Genomic DNA, 20,347 nt, shown 5'->3' with positions numbered 1-20,347 from the left:
TTGAACGTGCAACTTCGGATGTCCGGACGGTTGCGTATGGCGCCCCGTCCGCCTCGCCGACCCCCGCGTCAGGGGATGAAGGCCAGCGTCCCGAGCACCCGCCGGGCCACGTCCTGGTCCCCGCCGGCCACCGAGTAGGTGACGGCGTCGGGGGAGCGACGGCCGGCCGCCAGCCGCTCGAACGCACTGGTCGACAGCTTGATGGTGGTGATCTGGGTGTTGGGGTCGATGGCGCGCATCGTGGTCGTGGTGTTGGCGCCGCCGCTCGCCTCGGCGTCGGCCTCGCCGCCGAAGAGCACCGTGCCCACGGGTCGCGGGTCGTCCCCGGTGCCGGCCTCGACACGCACCCCGATGCGAGCGGTGACGGGACCGGTGAGCTCCAGGATCACGGTGTCGCCCACCGGGACCTCGGCCTTGCGGGCGATGCGGGCGGGGACGGCTCGGACCGCCGCGGCCACGAAGACCGCCGCCGCCGAGGAGTCGAGGTCCCCCGGGGCGTCGATGGCGGCGCGGATGTCCTGCTCGTGCACCCAGACGTCCATGCACCGGATCCGCAGCAGGTCCCCGGCAGGCACCGCGGGCCCGCCGGCCCCGGGGGCGTCGACGCCGGGGACGATGGAGTCGAGCTCGAGGCCGGGGCTGCCGAGGGTCGCGGTGCGGCGGGCGAGGAGGTACTCCAGCTCGCGCACCAGGTCCATGCCGGAGCGTCCCCGCCGGGCCTCCACGCCCCGCTCCATCCACCGGCCGAAGTCGTGCCGCACGTGCGCCGGCGGCTCGCCGTCGCCCCACGGGTCGGGCACGTCGTCGATCCCCTCGAGGTGGGCCTCCACCGCGGCCACGTGGGCGACGTGGTCCTTGATCGTCCAGCCGGGGCAGTCGGTGGGCAGGTCCCACTGGTCGTCGTGGAGCCGGTGACCCAGGTCGATCACGGCCTGGACGGTGTGCGTGAAGGCCGCGACGAGGCCGGGCAGGTCTGTGGGCGGTGCCGGGTGGATGGGCATGCCAACACCCTAACGACGGGGACCGCACGCTGCGTCCCTGCGCGTCGATGACGTCCCGGCGGGGCCTAGGCTGGTGCGGTGACCAGCACCACCCGCCCGGCCCGCCCGACCTCGACCCCGCACCCCCGCTCGGCCGTCCCGGTCGTCCCGCTGGTCACCGCCCTCGTGGCGGCGGTGCTGGCCGGCCTGGTCGGGGGCGCGTTCGCGGCGATCGCGCCGGGCATCGACGACGCGGGGGCCCTGGTCCGGTGGAGCCTGCCGGTGGTCCGGGTGGTCCACGACATCGCGCTGACGACGACGGTGGGGCTGCTGCTCGTCGGGACGATGCTGGTCCCGGACGACCGCGACGGCACGCGGCGGGTCGCGGCGGCCCGCGCCGCCAGCGCCACCGGGATGGTGTGGGTCGTGGCGGGCCTGGTCGGGGTGGTGCTGACCTTCGCCGACGCGGCGGGGATGTCGCCGGTGGATCCGCGGTTCGGCGACCAGTTCGGCGCCTTCGCCATGAGCTTCGACGCGATCCGGGCCATGGTCATCTCCGCGCTGCTGGGCATGGTCGTGACCATCGGCGCCGCGGTGGGCCGCAGCCGCTACGCCCTCGTGTGGATGCTCGTGCTCGGCCTGGTCGCGCTCTTCCCGCTCGGGCTGGCCGGCCACGCGGCAGGCGCCACGGCCCACGACACCGCGGTCACCTCGCTGCAGTACCACCTGCTCGGGGCGGTGCTGTGGCTCGGCGGCCTCGTCGGCATCCTCATGCTGCGGCCGCTGCTGGACGGCGCGGCGCTCGCCACCACCGTCGCGCGGTACTCCACCGTGGCCACCTGGTCCATCGCCTTCGTCGCCGCGTCGGGCGTGCTCAACGCCGCGATCCGGGTCGGGTCGCCGAGCGGGCTGGTCACGGCATACGGCCTGATCCTCGCGCTCAAGGTGGCCGCCATCGTTGCGCTCGCCCTGATCGGTCTGCGGCAACGACGGGCGTATGTCGCGCGCCTGCGCGCGAACCCCACCCTGGCCGGCGGGTTCGCGAGGTTCGCGGCTATCGAGACGGCCGTCATGGGGCTCGCGATCGGGCTGGGCGTGGCGCTGTCCCGCTCCGCGCCGCCGGTGCCCCAGCTGCGGCCCGGGCTCAGCCCGGTGGAGTCGCTGACCGGCTACCCGGCACCGGCCGAGCCGCAGAGCTGGTCCTGGCTGACGACCTGGCGCGTGGACTGGCTCTGGCTGTCGCTGTCGCTGATCGCCGTCGGGCTCTACCTGCACGGCGTGCGCGTGCTGCGACGCCGCGGCGACCGGTGGCCGCTGGTGCGGACGGTCTGCTGGCTGGTCGGGCACGCGATCTTCCTGCACACGACGCAGGGCGCCCCCGGCGTCTACGGCAAGGTGTCCTTCTCGTGGCACATGTCGATGCACATGGCCCTGTCTATGGCGGTGCCGATGTTCCTGGTGCTCGCGGCACCGTCGACGCTGGCGCTGCGGGTGCTGCGGCCGCGACGGGACGGCTCGTTCGGGCTGCGGGAGCTCCTGCTCGCCTGCCTGCACTCCCGGTGGGTGGGCTTCATGGCGAGCCCGGTCGTGGCGGCGGTCAACTTCTTCGGCAGCTTGATCCTCTTCTACTACTCGCCCCTCTTCGAGCTCGCGCTGCGCACCCACACCGGGCACGTGCTGATGGTCGTCCACTTCGTCCTGGCCGGCTACGGCTTCGCGTGGGTGCTGATCGGCATCGACCCCGGGCCGCGCAAGTGGCCGGCGCCGATGCGGCTCGTGCTGCTCCTCGCGACGCTGGGCTTCCACGCGTGGTTCGGGATCGCGATCATGTCCGGCGGGGATCTGCTCGCGCCCGACTACTACCGCTCGCTGCAGCTGCCGTGGGGCTGGGACCTGCTGCAGGACCAGCAGGACGGTGGCGGGATCGCCTGGGGCGTAGGGGAGTTCCCGACCATGGTGCTCGCGCTGCTGGTGGTGGCGGACTGGGTGCGCTCGGACGCCCGCGAGACCCGGAGGTACGACCGGGAGGCGACCCGCGACGAGGACGCCGAGCTGCGGGCCTACAACGAGCGCCTCGCCACGATGGCGCGCCGCGACCAGCACCCGACGTCGTAGCGTGACGGCATGACCGACACCCCCGCCCGCCGATCCCGGCTGCGCGCCCCCGAGCTGCGTGGCCGCGGCTGGCTCAACACCGGCGGCCGTGACCTGACCCTCGCCGACCTGCGCGGCCGGGTGGTCGTACTCGACTTCTGGACCTTCTGCTGCGTCAACTGCCTGCACGTCCTCGACGAGCTGCGGCCGCTGGAGGAGGAGCTCGCCGACGCGCTGGTGATCGTGGGGGTCCACTCCCCGAAGTTCGTGCACGAGGCCGACCCGGACGCCCTCGCCGCCGCCGTGGAGCGCTACGCCGTCCACCACCCCGTCCTGGACGACCCGGAGCTCGTCACGTGGCAGGCCTACACCGCGCGGGCCTGGCCGACGCTGGTCGTCGTCGACCCCGAGGGCTACATCGTGGCCAGCATGTCCGGGGAGGGGCACGCGCACGGGCTCGGGGTGCTGGCCCGCGAGCTGATCGCCGAGCACGAGGCCAAGGGCACCCTGCGCCGCGGTGACGGCCCGTATGTCGCCCCGCCGCCGCCGGCCACCCGGCTGCGCTTCCCGGGCAAGGCGGTGGAGCTGGGTGACGGCAGCGTCCTGGTCAGCGACACGGCCCACCACGAGCTGGTCCGGCTGGCACCCGACCTCGAGACCGAGACGGGACGCTGGGCGGCCGACCCGGCGCTGCAGGAGCCGCAGGGCCTCGCGCTGCTGCCTCCCGACGTGGCCGCCCGCGTGGGGGTCGACGTCGTGGTCGCCGACAGCGTCGGCCACCGGGTGCGCGGGCTCCACCTGGGCTCGGGGCGATGGGTGACCCTCGCCGGCACCGGGTCGCAGCTGCGCGAGCGCGGCGGCGGCGGCCCGGCCCTCGACCAGGACCTGTCGACGCCGTGGGACCTCGCGTGGTGGCAGGACCGGCTCGTCGTCGCGATGGCCGGCACCCACCAGCTGTGGGCGCTCGGCCTGCGGGCAGACCCGCGGGACAACGACATCCAGGTGCTGGCGGGCACGTCGGCCGAGGGGATCCGCGACGGCGCGGGCGACGAGGCGTGGTTCGCCCAGCCGTCGGGGCTGGCGGTGTCGACCGACGGGGCGAGCCTGTGGGTCGCCGACGCCGAGACCTCCGCGCTGCGTCAGCTGACGGTGGCCGACCCGGAGCGGGGGATCGACGGCGGCGTGCACGTCCGGACCGTCGTGGGTCGCGGGCTCTTCGACTTCGGGCACGTCGACGGCCCGGCCGCCGAGGCGCTGCTGCAGCACCCGCTCGGCGTCACGGCCCTCCCCGACGGCAGCGTGCTCCTCGCCGACACCTACAACGGCGCGATCCGACGCTACGAGCCGCAGGGCGACCGGGTGTCGACGCTCGCGACCGGGTTGGCCGAGCCGAGCGACGTGCTGGCTGCGCCGGTCGACGCCGACGGGGTGGTCGACCTCACCGTCGTCGAGTCAGCGGCCCACCGGGTCGGGCGGTTCGGCATACGGCTGGAGGGTGACGACGTGCGCGGGCTCAGCCACACGACCCGGCGCCCCAGGACCGCGCTCGCCCCCGGCGCCGTGGACCTCGTGGTCGACTTCGTCCCGCCGACCGGGCAGAAGCTCGACACGCGGTGGGGCGACCCCACCCAGCTGATGGTCTCCAGCTCGCCGGCGGCGCTGCTGCGGGAGGGGGCGGGCACCGCGCAGGGGCTGCGCCGACGGCTCGAGCTGGACCCACGCGTCGGCGACGGGATCCTGCACGTGTCGGTGCGGGCCGCCGCCTGCGACGGTGACGCCGTGACGGGCGAGGTGCCCGAGCACGCGGCCTGCCACCTCTACCAGCAGGACTGGGGGATCCCCGTCGTGCTGGCCGACGAGGCGCCGCGGGAGCTGCGGCTCGACCTGCGTGGGGCCTGACGCAGCTGAAGCCGAACGGGTGAATCGCCGCCCGGTTGAGGCCTATCTGTCCTCACGCTGGGTAATCCTCTCGTGAGCCCGGTCCCCTGCCGGGCCGTGATGATCGGAGTGACCATGGGCACCGGACTCGGCATCTTCCTGCTTGTCGTGGGCGCCATCCTCAAGTTCGCCGTCAAGGACTCCGTCCAGGGCGTCGACCTGGAGATGATCGGCCTCATCCTGATGGGCGCCGGCGTGCTGTCCCTCGTGCTGACGCTCATCATGCAGCAGCAGCGCCGGCACACCCGCCACGACGCCGTCATCGAGCGCCACGACACGACCCTGCCCCCGAGCGACCGCTACTGACCGGCCGGTCCGCGTCGTGCGCGAGGGCGACCCCGCGCGCACAATGGGGCGATGGCACGCCCCAAGACCCCTGACCGACCCACCACCGCTGCCCGAGGGAGCCGACCCGGCCCCGAGGTCGAGGCCGTCCGGCAGCCCAAGCTGCCCAAGCAGGCCTACGAGGACGAGCTGGCTCGGCTGCAGGCCGAGCTCGTCACGATGCAGCAGTGGGTCAAGGAGACCGGCCACCGCGTCGTCGTGATCTGCGAGGGCCGTGACGCCGCCGGCAAGGGCTCGGCGATCAAGCGGATCACGGAGTACCTCAACCCCCGGTCGGTGCGGATCGCCGCGCTGCCCGCACCGACCGAGCGCCAGAAGACCCAGTGGTACTTCCAGCGGTATGTCGAGCACCTGCCCGCCGCCGGGGAGATCGTCGTCTTCGACCGCAGCTGGTACAACCGGGCCGGCGTGGAGCGGGTGATGGGCTTCTGCACCGACGAGGAGTACTCCCGCTTCCTGCGGCAGGTGCCGGTCTTCGAGCAGATGCTGCTCGACGACGGGATCCTGCTGCGGAAGTACTGGTTCAGCGTCTCCGACGTCGAGCAGGAGAAGCGCTTCCGGTCACGGCTGGGCGACCCGATGCGCCGCTGGAAGCTGTCCCCCATGGACGTCGAGTCGATCACGCGGTGGGAGGACTACTCCCGGGCGAAGGACGCGATGTTCGCCCACACGGATCTCCCGAGCAGCCCGTGGTTCGTGGTCGAGTCGGAGGACAAGAAGCGCTCGCGGCTCAACGTCATCAAGCACCTGCTCGACTCCATCCCCTACCTGCGCCTGGAGCCTCCCACCGTGGAGATCCCGGACCGCCCCAAGGCGCGGGGCTACGTCCGGCCGCCGCGCGACCAGCAGCGCTACGTCCCCGACCATGCCGCGTCGCTGGTGAAGAAGGGCAAGAAGAAGTAGCCGCCCTTTCCCCCACCTTCTCGCGATCGTGGACCTTTGTGGCCGGAGACGACCACAAAGGTCCACGATGTCGGGAGGGGGAGGGGCGGGCAGCCCCGCCCCCGGGAGGGGCTCAGGTCAGCGGTCGGAGCGCTGCTGCTCCTGCACCGTCTCCTTGGAGTCCTTGGCCTGGGCCTTCACCGTCTCGGCGGCGTCCTGGCCCTCGCCCTTGACCTTCTCCACGCTCTCCTGGGCGCTGTCCTTCAGGGAGGCCGCAGCGTCCTGCAGCGGCTCCTTCAGGTTGTCGGCGGCCTCCTGCGCGATGGACTTGGCGCCCTCGACGAGCGGCTGGCCCTTCTCCTGGGCCGTCTCCTTGGCGCGGACGGCCAGCTCACGCTCCCGCTCGGAGACCGGCAGCAGCGAGCCGACGAGCCAGCCGGCGCCGAGCGCGATCAGGCCGGCAGCGAGCGGGTTGCCCCGGGTCTGCCGACGAGCCATCGCGGGGGCCTGCTCGAGGTTGCTGCGGGCGGTGCCCGCGGCGTCGCGCAGCCGGTCTCCGGTCTCGGACGCGGCGTCGCCGACGCGGTCGCCCGCGCCGCTCAGCCGCTGGCCGAGCCCGTCACGGTCGTCGGACACGTAGTAGCCGCGGTCCGCGTCGTAGCGGTAGCCGTCGTCGTCCGAGCCCATGATCCGCTCCTTCAGGCCGCGGCCCGCGCCGACGACGCGGTCCTGGACCTTCTCGGCCTGGCGCCGCGCGACGTTGCCGGGGTCGACGGCCTCGCCGAGGGCGTTGACGTTCTGGCTGAGGTTGCCTCGGGTGCGTTCGATCTCGCGGCGGAGGACCTCGGGGTCGTTGCTGCTGGTGGGGTTGGTGTCGTAGCTCATGCCCGGTTCTCGTTTCCCTTGAGCGCATCCGGGACCTGCTTGGCGGTCTCGATGGTGCGCGGTGCTCCATTGACGTTCTTGAGGTCCTTGCGTCCCATGGCGGCGAGGACGGCCGCGACGACCGCCCAGAGGACCGCCACGACGAGCGCAGAGACGGTGAGGTTGTCCATCAGCGAGCCGAGGCCCCACCACAGGGCCACGGACAGGAAGAGCAGCACGAAGTGCGCCGCCACCCCGGCCCCGCCGAGGAGGCCGACGCCCTTGCCGGCCGACTTGGCGGACTGCTGCACCTCGAGCTTGGCCAGGGCGGCCTCCTGGCGCAGCAGGGTCGTCATGTCGTTGGCGATGTCGCCCAGCAGGGCGCTGACCGACGACAGCTCGCCCTTCTCGTACGTCTGGTGCGAGCCCTCGAGGGGCTCGGCCGGGCGCACGTCGTGATGGGTGGCGGGCTCTCGCGCCGCGCGGCCGGCCCCGGCGGCGGTGGCGCCGTGGGAGTCGTCGTACGTGCTCATCGGCGCACGTCTCCGGAGCCCCAGGGCTCGTCGCGCTCCGGCAGCGAGCCGCGGTGGCCCGTCTCGGTGCCGAGGGGCGCGGTCGTGCCGGTGACGGTCGTGCCGACGGCCGGGGTGACCTCCTGGTCGTAGACCTCGGTGGTGGTGCGCTCCTGGCGGGGGTAGCTGGTCTCGACGTAGCCGGTGCCGCCGGTGTAGCCCGCGGGCCGCGCCGGGTAGCGGCGGGTGTCCTCACGGGCGGAGTCCGCCTGCAGACCGCGCGTGAGCCGGCCGCCGATCAGGCCGAGCAGGGCCGCGCCGGCGAGGAAGGTGCCGGGGTTGCGGCGCGCGTAGCGACGGACCTCGTCGAGCACGTCCGCCGGCTCGCGCTGCTCGAGCCAACGGGCGACGTTGTCGACCTGCCCGGCCGCCTGCGACACGAGGCCGGACGCGGTGGACGTCTGCGCGCCGTGCGCCATCTGGTCCAGCTCGCCGGAGACGGTGCGCATCGCGTCGGCGAGGCGCTGCTGCTGCGTGGAGAGCTGGGAGGTGGTCTCCGAGCGCACCTGGTGGAACAGGTCCTGCGCGTGGCCCTTGGCCTCGGAGGCCAGCGCCTGGGCCTCGCCCTTGGCGGTCTCGGTGACCTGCTGACCGCCTTGCTGTGCCGTGCTGGCAAGGTTCTTCGCCTCGTCGGCGGCGACGTCCTTGGTGGACGTGTCGTCGCGCGTGGCCGTCGGATCGAACGACTGGTTCGACATGGCAACCCCCTCTTAGGGTGAACGGTGTCGTGCCTGGTGGCGCGCCCGGGGCTGGAGCGCGAGGCGACGCCGGAAGGGCGTCACGTGGGTGGCCGGTGCATACCCACGGTGCCGGGATGAAACCCTGCGTCGTTCAGCAAACCGTTTCGCCGCAGGTCAGAGCGTTGCGAGGAGCCCAGGCAGACCGTCGAGGGTGGGCAGGGTGGGGGCGTCCTCGGAGTCGCGGCGGTCGCGCCGGTTGACCCAGACCGCGGCGAGGCCCGCGTCCAGCGCGCCCCGCACGTCGAGCGCGTGGTCGTCCCCGACGACGACGGTCTCCTGCGGGCTCGCGCCGACCGCGGCGCAGGCGGCGAGGTAGGCGCGCGGGTCCGGGCGGGCGGCCGGCAAGTCCGAGGGCGTCAGCAGGGTCACCTGGTCGGCGGCGACCCCGAGGGCAGCCAGGGCCGCGCTCGCCTGCCCCAGGTCCTCGTCGCCGCCGTCGGCGAGGATGCCGACCCGCAACCCCGCCTCCAGCAGCTGGTCGACGACGGGGCGGGCGTCGGCATACGGCCTGATCGCGCGGGCGTAGGCGGCCCGGAAGTGGTCCATCGCGTGGCGTCCGGGCAGCGCGGGCCGCACCCCCGCCCGGTCCAGGCCGGTGAAGTCCACGTCGAGCTCGCGCCCCACCTCCGCGAACGCGCGCGCCAGCGCCGCCCCGTGGTCCACGAGCGTGCCGTCCAGGTCCAGCAGCACCGCGCGGAGGCGGCCTTCGGTGCCCATGGGCCCTAGCGTATGCCGACCCGAAGCCCGACGAACGGGGTTGCATCCTGACGTGTGTCGGTGGCGTGTGATGGACTCTCTCCACGACGAAGGGTCCTGGCGGCCCAGGGAAGCGAGTGCCGATGATCCGGTTCGACGACGTCACCAAGACCTACCCCGACGGGACCACCGCCGTGGGCGGCCTCTCGCTCGAGGCTCCGACCGGCCAGATCACCGTCTTCGTCGGCCCCTCCGGCTGCGGCAAGACCACGAGCCTGCGCATGATCAACCGGATGATCGAGCCGACCAGCGGCACCATCAGCATCGACGGCGCGGACACCGGGTCGATGGACCCCGACGAGATGCGGCGGGGCATCGGCTACGTCATCCAGCACGCCGGCCTCTTCCCGCACCGCACGATCCTCGACAACGTCATGACGGTGCCGCGGCTGCTCGGCACCGACAAGGGCCGGGCCCGGTCGCGGGCGATGGAGCTCATGGAGCTCGTCGGCCTCGACCCGGCCCTGGCCAAGCGCTATCCCGCGCAGCTGTCGGGCGGTCAGCAGCAGCGGGTCGGGGTGGCCCGCGCGCTGGCGGCCGACCCGCCCGTGATGCTCATGGACGAGCCCTTCTCCGCGGTGGACCCGGTGGTGCGCGAGCAGCTGCAGGACGAGTTCCTGCGCCTGCAGGGCGAGCTCGGCAAGACCATCGTCTTCGTCACGCACGACATCGACGAGGCGGTCAAGCTCGGCGACCAGATCGCCGTGCTGCGCGTCGGTGGCGCGCTGGCCCAGCTGGACACGCCCGAGCGGCTGCTGCGGGACCCGCACGACGACTTCGTGGCCGACTTCGTGGGCCGGGACCGCGGCTACCGCGGGCTGGCCTTCCAGCGGGCGCCGCGGCTGCGGCTGCACGAGGAGGCGACGGTGCGGCTCGGCGACAGCCTGGCGTCCCTGCGGGAGGCGGCCGCGGGCCAGGACTGGGTGCTGGCCCTCGACGACGAGCGGCGGCCGCAGGGATGGGTCCGGATCGCCGCCGTGCGCGACGCCGTCACCCGCGACGTGCTGCACCGGGGCGGGACGACCGCCCGGGAGTCCGGCTCGCTGCGCGGGGCCCTGGACGCAGCCCTGTCCTCGCCGACGCGCAAGGGCGTGATCGTCGACGACGCCGGCGTCTTCGTCGGGACGGTGCGGGCGACCGAGGTGCTCGAGGAGATCGAGCGCACCCCCGCCGACGCCGAGGCGCGACCATGACCTGGCTGCAGGACAACTGGTCCGACGTGCTCGTGCTGGTCCGCCAGCACGTGTGGCTCGCGGGGCTGCCCCTCGTCGTCGGGCTGCTCGTGGCGCTGCCGCTGGGGTGGCTGGCCACCCGCTTCGGCTGGCTGCGGCAGCCCCTGGTCATCGGGTCCGGCCTGCTCTACACGATCCCGTCGCTCGCGCTCTTCATCCTCATGCCGCTGCTCATCGGCACCCAGATCCTCGACCCCACCAACGTCGTCGTCGCCATGACCCTCTACACCGTCGCGCTGCTCGTGCGCACCGTCGTGGACGGCCTCGGGTCCGTCCCGGACGACGTGCGCCAGGCCGCGACCGCGATGGGGATCGGCCGGGTGCGGCGGCTGCTGACCGTCGAGCTGCCCCTCGCGGTCCCGGTGATCGCCAGCGGCCTGCGGGTCGCCGCGGTCAGCAACGTCTCCATCGTCAGCGTCGCGGCCCTGATCGGCGTCCCCCAGCTCGGCACCCTCTTCACCGACGGGTTCTCCACGGCCTTCATGGACCCGATCGTCGTGGGGATCGTCGCGTGCGTCCTGCTGGCCTTCCTCTTCGACCTCGTCATCAACCTGTTCGCCCGGGCCCTGACCCCCTGGCGTCGAGGGACGGGGGCCCCGGCATGATCGCCTCGCTGCTGCAGTGGCTGTCGGACCCCGCGAGCTGGTCCGGCCCCGCCGGCATCCCCACCCGGCTGCTCGAGCACCTCCTCTACACCGCGGTCACGGTCCTGCTCGCCGCAGTGATCGCCATCCCGGTCGGCTTCTGGATCGGGCACACCGGCAAGGGCCGCATCGTCGTCGTCAACCTGCTGAACGGCGCCCGCTCCATCCCCACCCTGGGGCTGCTCTTCCTCGCGATCATCCTGCTCGGCCCCCGGCTGCACGGCGACGCCGCCTTCCTCGTGCCCGTCGTGCTGGTCCTCGTCGTGCTGGCCATCCCCCCCGTCCTCGCGGGGGCCTACAGCGGGATCGAGCAGGTCGACCCGGCCGCGCGCGACGCGGCCAGAGGGATGGGCATGACCGGCAGCCAGGTGCTGCGCCAGGTCGAGATCCCCTGCGCCATGCCGCTGGTCATGTCCGGCCTGCGCTCGGCGACGATGCAGGTCATCGCGACCGCCACCATCGCGGCCACCGTCAGCATCGGGGGCCTCGGGCGCTACCTCATCGACGGGCAGGCCGCCCGCGACTACGCCCAGATGGCCGGCGGCGGCATCCTCGTGGCCGCCCTGGCCCTGCTGGTCGACCTGCTGCTGGCGGCGGCGCAACGGCTGGTCGTCTCGCCCGGCCTGAGCGGCGCGGCGGGCCGCCCCGGTCGACGCAGCAGGCGCGGCATACGGACCACCGACCCCACCGCCCCCGAGCCCGACGAGTCCTCGACCCCCGACCGCACGACCGCGCCCGCGGCGTGACCAACCTGGAGGAGACCACCATGACGCGCACCACCCTCACCATCGCCACGGGCGTCGCCCTCGCGCTCGGGCTCTCCGCGTGCGGCGGCGGCAGCGACCCCCTCGCCACCAGCTCGTCGTCCGCCGGTGGCTCCGGTGCCTCCGGCAGCGGCGGCGGCATCACCGTGGGGTCCGCCGACTTCCCCGAGTCCAAGCTGCTGGCCGAGATCTACGCCGGAGCCCTGTCGGCCAAGGGCGTCAAGGTCGACAAGAAGCTCGGCATCGGGTCCCGGGAGACGTACATCCCGGCGCTCAAGGACGGCTCGATCGACGTCATCCCGGAGTACTCCGGCGCCCTGGACCGCTACGTCAACAAGGACGCCAAGGCCCAGACGTCCGAGGCGATCCTCACCGAGCTCAAGGGCGCCCTGCCGGCGCACCTCGAGGTCCTCGACCCGGCCAAGGCGGAGGACAAGGACGCCGTGGTGATGACCAAGGCCAAGGCCGGCGAGCTCGGGGTCACGTCCATCGCGGACCTCAAGGGCAAGGCCGAGCAGCTCACCATCGGCGGCCCCGCCGAGTGGCAGTCCCGGTCCTACGGCATCCCCGGCCTCGAGAAGACCTACGGCCTGAAGTTCAAGGGCTTCCGCAAGCTTGACGCCGGCGGGCCGCTCGCGGTGCAGGGCCTCAAGAACGGCCAGGTGGACCTCGCCAACATCTTCACCACCGACCCGGCGATCAAGGTCAACGACTTCGTGGTCCTGCAGGACCCGCAGAACTTCTTCGCCGCGCAGAACGTCCTGCCCCTCGCCGTCAAGGGCAAGCTCGACGCCAAGGGCAAGGAGGCGCTGAACGCCGTCTCCGCCAAGCTGGACACCCAGGGCCTCACCGACATGCTGACCAAGGTGTCGGTCGACCACAAGAAGCCCGAGGACGTGGCCACCGAGTGGCTGAAGGCCAACTCCCTGGGCTGAGCCCGCTCGCCGCGTCCCCTCATCCCCTTCTCGCCAGATCGTGGACGTCTTGTATCCCCCCGCGGCACAAGACGTCCACGATCTGTGTGGGGTGGGGGGGCGGCCGGGTGTTCGCATAATGAGAAGTTATCCGGATCTATGGTCTGGGTTATGCGTATGCCGCCCCGCCGTGGCAGCATCGTCGTCATGGACGCCACCGACTTCCGCGCCGTGACCCGCCGTCACGTCGATCTCGGTCGTCGCGTGTGCGCGGCCTGTCCGGCCTGACCGGCCGACGGCTCCCACCCGCACCGCCTTCCGCCGCGTCGCCTGCACCCGCGCCACCTCCCACCCGCGACGCGGTGGCACACGGGGTCGGCATACGCGCTCCCACCCCTCGACCTCCCAGGCCGCCCCGCCAGACCGGGCTGCGGTCTCCGGCACCCCGGAGGACCCATGACTGCGACGACCACCCGCTCGGACCAGGCCCGACGGCCCTCGGCGAGCACCGAGAAGGGCGAGGGCCAGTGGGCTCTCGGCCAGCGCGAGCCGCTCAACCACAACGAGGCGTTCAAGGCCGAGGAGGACCCCCTCGCGGTCCGGGGTCGCATCGAGGACGTCTACGCCCGTGAGGGATTCGCGTCCATCCCGAGCGACGACCTGCGCGGCCGGTTCCGGTGGTGGGGGCTCTACACCCAGCGGCGCCCCGGCATCGACGGCGGGCAGACCGCGACCCTCGAGCCGCACGAGCTGGACGACGAGTACTTCATGATGCGGATCCGCGTCGACGGCCAGGCGCTCACGCTGCCGCAGCTGCGGGCCATCGCCGACGTGTCCGAGCGCTACGGCCGCGGCACCGCGGACGTCACCGACCGGCAGAACATCCAGCTGCACTGGGTCCGCATCGAGGACGTCCCCGCGATCTGGAGCGCCCTGGAGGAGGTGGGGCTGTCGACGACGGAGGCCTGCGGCGACGTGCCCCGCGCCATCCTCGGGTCCCCCGTCGCGGGCATCGCCGCGGCCGAGCTGGTCGACCCCACCCCGGCGATCCTGGAGATCAAGCGTCGCTACATCGGCAACCCCGAGCTGTCCAACCTGCCGCGGAAGTTCAAGACCGCCATCTCCTGGCAGTGGGACACCGTCCCGGAGATCAACGACGTCTCCTTCGTCGGCGTCGTGCACCCCGAGCACGGTCCGGGCTTCGACCTGCTCGTCGGCGGCGGGCTGTCCACCAGCGCCCACTTCGCCCAGCGGCTCGGCGCCTGGGTCCCGCTCGAGGAGATCCCCGAGGTGTGGGAGGGCGTCTGCGCGATCTTCCGCGACTACGGCTACCGCCGGCTGCGCAACCGCGCGCGCCTGAAGTACCTCATGGCCGACTGGGGCGCCGAGCGCTTCCGCAAGGTCCTGGAGGGGGAGTACCTCCACCGCGCGCTCGTCGACGGCCCCGCCGCCGAGGCGCCCAGCGCGCCGATCGACCACGTCGGCATCCACGAGCAGAAGGACGGTCGCGTCTACGTCGGCGTGGCCCCCACCGTGGGGCGGGTCCGCGGCACCACGCTGAGAGGTCTCGCCGACGCGGTGGAGCGCCACGGCGGCGGGCGGGTCGCCTTCACGCCGCTGCAGAAGGTCGTGGTCCTCGACGTCGACCCCGCCCAGGCCGAGGCGCTGGTCGCCGACCTGGCCGCGGTCGGGCTGCCCGCCCGCCCGAGCGCCTGGCGCCGAGGCACCCTGGCGTGCACCGGGATCGAGTTCTGCAAGCTCGCGATCGTCGACACCAAAGACCGCGCCACCGCCCTCGTCGCGGAGCTCGAGGAGCGACTCGCCGACGTCGAGCCGCAGCTCGGGCAGCCCGTGGGGATCAGCCTCAACGGCTGCCCCAACTCGTGCGCCCGGATCCAGACCTCCGACATCGGGCTCAAGGGGCAGATCGTGCGCGACGCCGACGGCAACCGGGTCCCCGGATACCAGGTCCACCTCGGTGGTCAGCTGGGCGCCGAGGCGGGCTTCGGCCGCAAGATCCGTGGGCACAAGGTCACCGAGGCCGAGCTGGGTGACTACGTCGAGCGGGTCGTGCGCCGGTACGTCGCTGACCGGCAGGGCGACGAGACCTTCGCGCAGTGGACGACCCGCGTGGACGACGAGGCCCTGTCGTGAGCGCCACCCACGTGCCGGGCGCCGACGGAGCCCAGCGCGCGGCCGTCATGCACTGCCCATACTGCGCCGAGGAGGACCTGCGGCCCGTCGAGGAGCCGCGCGGTGCGTGGCGCTGCCTGGACTGCACCCGGGTCTTCGTGGTGCGGTTCGTCGGGCTCTCGCACGAGGGGATCGGGGAGGGGGCCGGCGCATGAGCACCAGGACGCTGCGGTCCGAGGAGGACCTGCGCGAGCTCGTCGAGCGTGACGCCGCCCACCTGGAGACGCTCTCCGCCCATGACGTGATCGCCTGGGCAGCAGGGGAGTTCGGTGAGCACTGGGCCGTCGCCGGCTCGATGCAGGACGGCATCCTCGCCCATCTCGTCGACCAGGTGGCTCCGGGCACCCGGCTCTACTTCCTCGACACCGGCTACCACTTCCCCGAGACGCTGGCGACCCGCGACGAGACCGTGCGCCGCACCCGCCTGGACGTCATCACCCTCACGCCCGCCCAGACCGTCGCCGAGCAGGACGCGGTCCACGGCCCCGCCCTGCACGACCGCGACCCCGACCTGTGCTGCGCCCTGCGCAAGACGCATCCCCTCGACGACGCCCTCGGTGAGCTCGAGGCCTGGGCAACCGGCGTGCGGCGCGTCCAGTCACCGACCCGCCGGGACACCCCCGTGATCGGCTTCGACGAGCGTCGGCTCATCGTCAAGGTCGCCCCGCTGGCGGCCTGGTCCGACCAGGACGTCGCGGACTACGCCGAGCGCCACGACGTGGTCCGCAACCCGCTGCTCGACCGGGGCTACCCCTCGATCGGGTGCGCGCCCTGCACCCGCCGCGTCGCGCCCGGCGAGGACCCTCGCGCCGGCCGGTGGAGCGGCACCGCCAAGATCGAGTGCGGGATCCAGCGGTGAGCGGCGCGACGGTCTGGCTGACCGGTCTGTCCGGCGCCGGCAAGTCCACCATCGCCGAGGCGCTCGCCGACGACCTGCGCGCCGAGGGCCGCCGGGTCGAGGTGCTCGACGGCGACGAGATCCGCACGAACCTCTCGGCCGGACTGGGGTTCTCGCGCGCGGACCGGGACACGCACGTGCAGCGCGTCGCCTACGTCGCGCGGCTCCTCGCCCGCAACGGCGTCCTCGCCCTCGTGCCGGTCATCGCGCCGTATGCCGCCACCCGCGCCACCGTCCGCGCCGACCACGAGGCGGCGGGCGTGCCCTATCTCGAGGCGCACGTCGCGACCCCCGTCGACGAGTGCGCCCGGCGTGACGTCAAGGGCCTCTACGCCGCGGCCGCCCGCGGGGAGGTCGCCACCCTCACGGGTGTCAGTGACCCCTACGAGCCGCCGGCGGCTCCCGACATACGGCTGGACACGACCGACCAGGAGCTGGCGGAGAGTGTCTCCGCCCTCCGAACCCTGCTCACCGACAAGGGGATCCGATGACGACCACGCTGACCACGGCGCCCCGGGCGTTGACGACCCTGGACTCCCTCGAGGCCGAGGGGATCCAGATCATCCGCGAGGTGGTGGCCGAGTTCGACCGCCCCGCACTGCTCTTCAGCGGGGGGAAGGACTCGGCGGTCCTGCTGCACCTGGCCCTCAAGGCGCTCGCGCCGGCGCCGCTGCCGATCACGCTGCTCCACGTCGACACGGGCCACAACTTCCCCGAGGTCATCGACTTCCGCGACCGCGTCGTCGCCGCGCACGGCCTGCAGCTGGTCGTCGCGCACGTCGAGGAGTGGCTCGCCGACGGCCGGCTGACCGAGCGCCCGGACGGCACCCGCAACCCGCTGCAGACCATCCCGCTGCTGGACTCCATCGCCGAGCACCGCTTCGACGCCGTCCTCGGCGGGGCGAGGCGCGACGAGGACCGGGCCCGCGCCAAGGAGCGGGTCTTCTCGATCCGCGACGCCTTCGGCGGCTGGGACCCGCGCACGCAGCGCCCCGAGCTGTGGCAGGTCTACAACGGTCGCCACGCGCCGGGCGAGCACACCCGCGTCTTCCCGCTGTCCAACTGGACCGAGCTGGACGTGTGGCACTACATCGAGCGCGAGGGGGTCGAGCTCCCGTCGATCTACTACGCGCACGAGCGGGACGTCCACGCGCGCGACGGGATGTGGATGACCAGCGGCCCCTGGGGCGGGCCGCGCGACGGCGAGACCGTCGAGCGGCGCAGCGTGCGCTACCGCACGGTCGGCGACGGATCCTGCACGGGCGCGGTCGAGTCCACCGCCGCGACCATCGCCGACGTGATCGCCGAGGTGTCGATCAGCCGGCTCACCGAGCGCGGCGCCACCCGCGCGGACGACCGCCTCTCCGAGGCCGCCATGGAGGACCGCAAGCGAGAGGGCTACTTCTGATGGGCACGAGCACGTATGACGCGGCCGGCGTCACCGGGGTCACCGACATCTCCGGGGTGACCGACGAGATCGCCGCGACCCGCCGCCAGCTGCGGCTGGTCGTCGCGGGGTCGGTCGACGACGGCAAGTCCACCCTCGTCGGGCGCCTGCTGCACGACACCAAGTCGATCCTGGCCGACACCTACGACGCGATCGAGGCGGCCAGCCGGCGCCGCGGGTCCGAGCAGGTGGACCTGGCGCTGCTGACCGACGGGCTGCGCTCCGAGCGCGAGCAGGGCATCACCATCGACGTCGCCTACCGCTACTTCACGACGCCGCGGCGCAGCTTCGTGCTGGCCGACACCCCCGGCCACACGCAGTACACCCGCAACACGGTCACCGGCGCCTCCACCGCCGACGCCGCGCTGGTGCTCGTCGACGTCCGCAACGGTGTGCTCCCGCAGACCCGCCGCCACCTCGCGGTCATGGCGCTGCTGGGGGTGCCGCACGTCGTGGTCGCGCTCAACAAGATGGATGCGATCGACTGGGACCAGCGTCGTTTCGAGGAGGTCGGGCGCGAGGTGGCGGGCATCGCCACGCGTCTCGGCCTCGGGGACGTGCGGATCGTGCCGATCTCGGCGCTCACGGGGGAGGGGGTCGTCAGCGCCGAGCCGGTCGGCTCGCCGGACGTGCCGCGGTGGTATGCCGGGCCGCCGCTGCTCACCCTCCTGGAGGACCTCGACGACGCGGCGGCCGAGGTCGACCGCCCGCTGCGGCTGCCCGTGCAGCTGGTGATCCGGCCGCGGACCGCCGAGCACCCCGACTACCGGGGGCTGGCCGGGCGGATCGCGTCCGGTCGGGTCGCCGTCGGGGACGAGATCACCGTGACGCCAGGCGGCCTCACGAGCGTCGTGACCGCCATCGACACCCCCGCCGGGCCGGCCCAGGTGGCCGGGGCGGGGGAGTCGGTGACGGTGCGGCTGCGCGACGAGCTCGACGTGGGACGCGGCTCCGTGCTGTCGTCGACCGAGGCGGGCCCCGTTGCGGTGCAGGAGATCTCGGGGACCGTGTGCTGGCTGGACGAGCGCCCGGCCACGCCCGGCCAGCGGGTGCTGGTCAAGGCCGGCACCCGCACGACCCGCGGGATCCTCACCACCGTCGGGGACCACTGGGACGTGGACACCCTGGAGTGGGTGGCGCCCGGGGCTCCCGTGCAGCTCAACGACATCGCGCGCGTCGAGCTGCGGCTGGCCGAGCCGGTGGCGGTCGACGACTACCGCGACGACCGGGCCACTGGGGCGTTCCTGGTGATCGACCCCGCGTCCGGGGCGACGCTGGCCGCAGGGCTCGTCGGAGCCGCCCTGCCGTAGGGGTCAGGGCGTGATCTGGTCGCCCCACACCGCGCGGGCGCCGGTGTGGCCGGTCACCACGGTCTGGTAGCAGACCGCCACGGACGCCAGCACCAGCACCACCGCAGTGATCATGGCGAGGGGGTTCCTGGCCTCCACCCGGCGACCGGCGGGCAGCAGCAGGAAGACCGCCAGCAGGACCAGCACCATGAAGATCACGCAGGCGACCTTGAGCAGGTCCCCCGCCTCGGTGTGCTCGTGGAGGGTGGGGTTGCCGCCGCCGAGGCGGTGCTCGAGCTTCTCCCCGGACTCGCCCGCCACGAAGCCGGTCACGCCGGTGGCGACCGCCAGCAGCGCGAGCGGCCACCGCAGACCGAGGCGTCGGGCGGGCGCGACCGCGTAGAGGACGGCGAGCAGGGCCGTGAGGGGGGCGAGCACGACCACGGCGTGCACGACGAGGGCGTGGACGGGCAGGCCGTCGAAGAGGTCGAACATGGGGTCTCCTGGGGGTCGGGGAGGGGTGGTCGAGGGTAGAGGTGCTGGTGGGGGTCAGGCGGCGGCCACGCCGAAGAGATGGCCGATGGTCCAGGTCAGGGCCATGGCCGCGCAACCGCCGATCACGTTGCGGGCGATGGGGGCGCCCTTGGGCGAGCCCGAGATCGCGGCGCTGGTCCAGCCCGTGGCCAGCAGCCCCACGACCGCCGCCACGATGGTGCACCAGATGCGGGCGCCGGAGGGCACGAGGATCATCGTGAGCAGCGGCAGCAGCGACCCGACGGTGAACGCCAGGGCGGAGGCCAGGGCCGCGTGCCAGGGGTTGGTGAGCTCGTCCGGGTGCATCCCGAACTCCGTCTGCAGGTGCGCGGCCAGCGCGTCGTGCTGCGTCATCTCGTGGGCGACGCGACGCGCGGTGTCCTCGGTGAGCCCCTGCCGCTGGTATGCCGTGACCAGCTCGGCCAGCTCGGCCTCGGGGTCGGCGGCCAGCTCGCGGGACTCGAGGGCGACGACGGCTCGCTCGGAGTCCCGCTGGCTGGAGACGGAGACGTACTCGCCCATGGCCATGGCGGCGGCCCCGGCCAGCAGCCCGGCCACGCCGGCGCCGATGATCGTGGCGGAGGCGCCGGGGTTGGCGGCGGCCACGCCGATGAGCAGGCCCGAGCCGGAGACGATGCCGTCGTTGGCGCCGAGCACGCCGGCACGCAACCAGTTGAGGCGAGCACCGAGTCCGCCCCGGTCGGGGTCGGGTCGGGTGGAGGCGGTTGTCATGGTGGTCCTAGCGGTGGTGGAGGGGAGCGGCGGCGCCCGCGGGCTCGCCGTGGGAGGTCGGCCGATCCATGGTGCGACGAGCCTCACCCTTTGTCAAACACTTCTAAGAATATTGGATCATTAGAATGACGGCATGGACGATGCCCTGAGCCGCTACGACCGCGACGACATCCAGTGCGACGACTTCGTGCGGGCCGCGGCGATGTTCGCGCTCATGGGCTCCCCGGTGCGGGTGCAGCTGCTGTGGCGGCTCGCCGAGCGGGAGTATGACGTCACCTCCCTCGCCGAGGCGCTCGGCGTCAGCGTCGCGACGGCGAGCCACCACCTCGGGCGGCTGCGCCTGTCCGGGCTGGTCTCGCACCGGGCCGACGGCCGCCGGCAGGTCTACTCGCTCGACGACCCGCACCTCGTCCACCTGGTCAGCGACGGCGTCGACCACTTCGCCGACCTGCGGCGCCGCGACCGCCGCGCCTGACCCACGTGCGAGAGCCCGCCGCCCCACGGTGATCCGTGGGGCGGCGGGCTCTCG

The 20,347-nt window shown here is 73.3% G+C and carries 22 protein-coding genes; 15 read left to right on the top strand and 7 right to left on the bottom strand.

Going from position 1 to position 20,347, the window contains the following annotated elements; all coding sequences use genetic code 11:
* Positions 1-68: 68 nt before the first annotated feature.
* A complete protein-coding gene (locus ADJ73_RS03230) occupies positions 69-1,001 on the bottom strand; it encodes a maleylpyruvate isomerase family mycothiol-dependent enzyme (protein WP_050347070.1) in 933 nt (310 codons plus the stop codon).
* Positions 1,002-1,079: 78 nt separating this feature from the next.
* Between ADJ73_RS03230 and ADJ73_RS03225 the strand changes: the two genes are divergently transcribed.
* From ADJ73_RS03225 to ppk2, 4 genes are all read left to right on the top strand, one after another.
* Positions 1,080-3,095: a bifunctional copper resistance protein CopD/cytochrome c oxidase assembly protein gene (locus ADJ73_RS03225; RefSeq protein ID WP_082176708.1), complete on the top strand. Its 2,016-nt coding sequence runs from the start codon at positions 1,080-1,082 to the stop codon at positions 3,093-3,095.
* Positions 3,096-3,104: 9 nt separating this feature from the next.
* Complete coding sequence (locus ADJ73_RS03220; RefSeq protein ID WP_050347069.1) at positions 3,105-4,973, top strand: NHL domain-containing thioredoxin family protein; 1,869 nt, start codon at positions 3,105-3,107, stop codon at positions 4,971-4,973.
* Positions 4,974-5,087: 114 nt separating this feature from the next.
* Positions 5,088-5,318 (top strand): DUF6458 family protein, encoded by a 231-nt coding sequence (locus ADJ73_RS03215; protein ID WP_050349227.1) that lies wholly within the window; start codon positions 5,088-5,090, stop codon positions 5,316-5,318.
* A gap of 198 nt (positions 5,319-5,516) precedes the next feature.
* Positions 5,517-6,260 (top strand): polyphosphate kinase 2, encoded by a 744-nt coding sequence (gene ppk2, locus ADJ73_RS03210; protein WP_253272704.1) that lies wholly within the window; start codon positions 5,517-5,519, stop codon positions 6,258-6,260.
* A 117-nt stretch (positions 6,261-6,377) separates the two neighbouring features.
* Here ppk2 and ADJ73_RS03205 read toward each other — a convergent pair whose 3' ends face one another.
* The 4 genes from ADJ73_RS03205 to ADJ73_RS03190 all read right to left on the bottom strand — a co-directional run bounded on the left by ADJ73_RS03205 (position 6,378) and on the right by ADJ73_RS03190 (position 9,132).
* Entirely contained in the window at positions 6,378-7,124 is a 747-nt protein-coding gene (locus tag ADJ73_RS03205) for a DUF3618 domain-containing protein (protein WP_050347068.1), read from the bottom strand.
* Positions 7,121-7,636 (bottom strand): phage holin family protein, encoded by a 516-nt coding sequence (locus tag ADJ73_RS03200; protein ID WP_082176706.1) that lies wholly within the window; start codon positions 7,634-7,636, stop codon positions 7,121-7,123. The genes ADJ73_RS03205 and ADJ73_RS03200 overlap by 4 nt, the downstream gene beginning before the upstream one ends.
* On the bottom strand, positions 7,633-8,373 hold the full coding sequence (locus ADJ73_RS03195; protein WP_050347067.1) for a hypothetical protein: 741 nt from the start codon (positions 8,371-8,373) through the stop codon (positions 7,633-7,635). Before ADJ73_RS03195 ends, ADJ73_RS03200 begins: the two co-directional genes overlap by 4 nt.
* Before the next feature lie 156 nt (positions 8,374-8,529).
* A complete protein-coding gene (locus tag ADJ73_RS03190; protein WP_050347066.1) occupies positions 8,530-9,132 on the bottom strand; it encodes an HAD family hydrolase in 603 nt (200 codons plus the stop codon).
* Positions 9,133-9,254: 122 nt separating this feature from the next.
* Between ADJ73_RS03190 and ADJ73_RS03185 the strand changes: the two genes are divergently transcribed.
* The 10 genes from ADJ73_RS03185 to ADJ73_RS03140 all read left to right on the top strand — a co-directional run bounded on the left by ADJ73_RS03185 (position 9,255) and on the right by ADJ73_RS03140 (position 18,573).
* Positions 9,255-10,364, top strand: coding sequence for an ABC transporter ATP-binding protein (locus tag ADJ73_RS03185; protein ID WP_050347065.1), 1,110 nt, complete (start codon positions 9,255-9,257; stop codon positions 10,362-10,364).
* A complete protein-coding gene (locus ADJ73_RS03180; protein ID WP_050347064.1) occupies positions 10,361-11,008 on the top strand; it encodes an ABC transporter permease in 648 nt (215 codons plus the stop codon). Before ADJ73_RS03185 ends, ADJ73_RS03180 begins: the two co-directional genes overlap by 4 nt.
* A complete protein-coding gene (locus ADJ73_RS03175; protein WP_050347063.1) occupies positions 11,005-11,793 on the top strand; it encodes an ABC transporter permease in 789 nt (262 codons plus the stop codon). The genes ADJ73_RS03180 and ADJ73_RS03175 overlap by 4 nt, the downstream gene beginning before the upstream one ends.
* A gap of 20 nt (positions 11,794-11,813) precedes the next feature.
* A complete protein-coding gene (locus ADJ73_RS03170; protein WP_050349224.1) occupies positions 11,814-12,746 on the top strand; it encodes an ABC transporter substrate-binding protein in 933 nt (310 codons plus the stop codon).
* A 435-nt stretch (positions 12,747-13,181) separates the two neighbouring features.
* Positions 13,182-14,879: a nitrite/sulfite reductase gene (locus ADJ73_RS03165; protein ID WP_050347062.1), complete on the top strand. Its 1,698-nt coding sequence runs from the start codon at positions 13,182-13,184 to the stop codon at positions 14,877-14,879.
* A complete protein-coding gene (locus ADJ73_RS03160; protein ID WP_050347061.1) occupies positions 14,876-15,073 on the top strand; it encodes a hypothetical protein in 198 nt (65 codons plus the stop codon). Before ADJ73_RS03165 ends, ADJ73_RS03160 begins: the two co-directional genes overlap by 4 nt.
* Positions 15,070-15,777, top strand: coding sequence for a phosphoadenylyl-sulfate reductase (locus ADJ73_RS03155; RefSeq protein ID WP_050347060.1), 708 nt, complete (start codon positions 15,070-15,072; stop codon positions 15,775-15,777). The genes ADJ73_RS03160 and ADJ73_RS03155 overlap by 4 nt, the downstream gene beginning before the upstream one ends.
* The gene (gene cysC, locus ADJ73_RS03150; protein WP_050347059.1) at positions 15,774-16,307 is read left to right on the top strand and encodes an adenylyl-sulfate kinase; all 534 of its coding nucleotides are present in this window, start codon (positions 15,774-15,776) and stop codon (positions 16,305-16,307) included. The genes ADJ73_RS03155 and cysC overlap by 4 nt, the downstream gene beginning before the upstream one ends.
* Entirely contained in the window at positions 16,304-17,224 is a 921-nt protein-coding gene (gene cysD, locus ADJ73_RS03145; RefSeq protein ID WP_050347058.1) for a sulfate adenylyltransferase subunit CysD, read from the top strand. Before cysC ends, cysD begins: the two co-directional genes overlap by 4 nt.
* Positions 17,224-18,573, top strand: coding sequence for a sulfate adenylyltransferase subunit 1 (locus ADJ73_RS03140; protein ID WP_082176704.1), 1,350 nt, complete (start codon positions 17,224-17,226; stop codon positions 18,571-18,573). Before cysD ends, ADJ73_RS03140 begins: the two co-directional genes overlap by 1 nt.
* Positions 18,574-18,576: 3 nt before the next feature.
* On the opposite strand, the gene ADJ73_RS03135 is transcribed toward ADJ73_RS03140, so the two are convergent.
* On the bottom strand, positions 18,577-19,047 hold the full coding sequence (locus ADJ73_RS03135) for a DUF2231 domain-containing protein (RefSeq protein WP_050347057.1): 471 nt from the start codon (positions 19,045-19,047) through the stop codon (positions 18,577-18,579).
* A gap of 54 nt (positions 19,048-19,101) precedes the next feature.
* Entirely contained in the window at positions 19,102-19,818 is a 717-nt protein-coding gene (locus ADJ73_RS03130) for a VIT1/CCC1 transporter family protein (RefSeq protein WP_050347056.1), read from the bottom strand.
* Between the two features lie 133 nt (positions 19,819-19,951).
* On the opposite strand from ADJ73_RS03130, the gene ADJ73_RS03125 reads away from it, so the two are divergent.
* On the top strand, positions 19,952-20,293 hold the full coding sequence (locus ADJ73_RS03125) for an ArsR/SmtB family transcription factor (protein WP_082176703.1): 342 nt from the start codon (positions 19,952-19,954) through the stop codon (positions 20,291-20,293).
* Positions 20,294-20,347 lie beyond the last annotated feature (54 nt).

Source organism: Arsenicicoccus sp. oral taxon 190, assembly GCF_001189535.1.
In the GTDB taxonomy this organism is placed as follows: domain Bacteria; phylum Actinomycetota; class Actinomycetes; order Actinomycetales; family Dermatophilaceae; genus Arsenicicoccus.
Note: the sequence above shows the minus strand (reverse complement) of the source record. Positions and strands in the feature narration are given on the sequence as shown.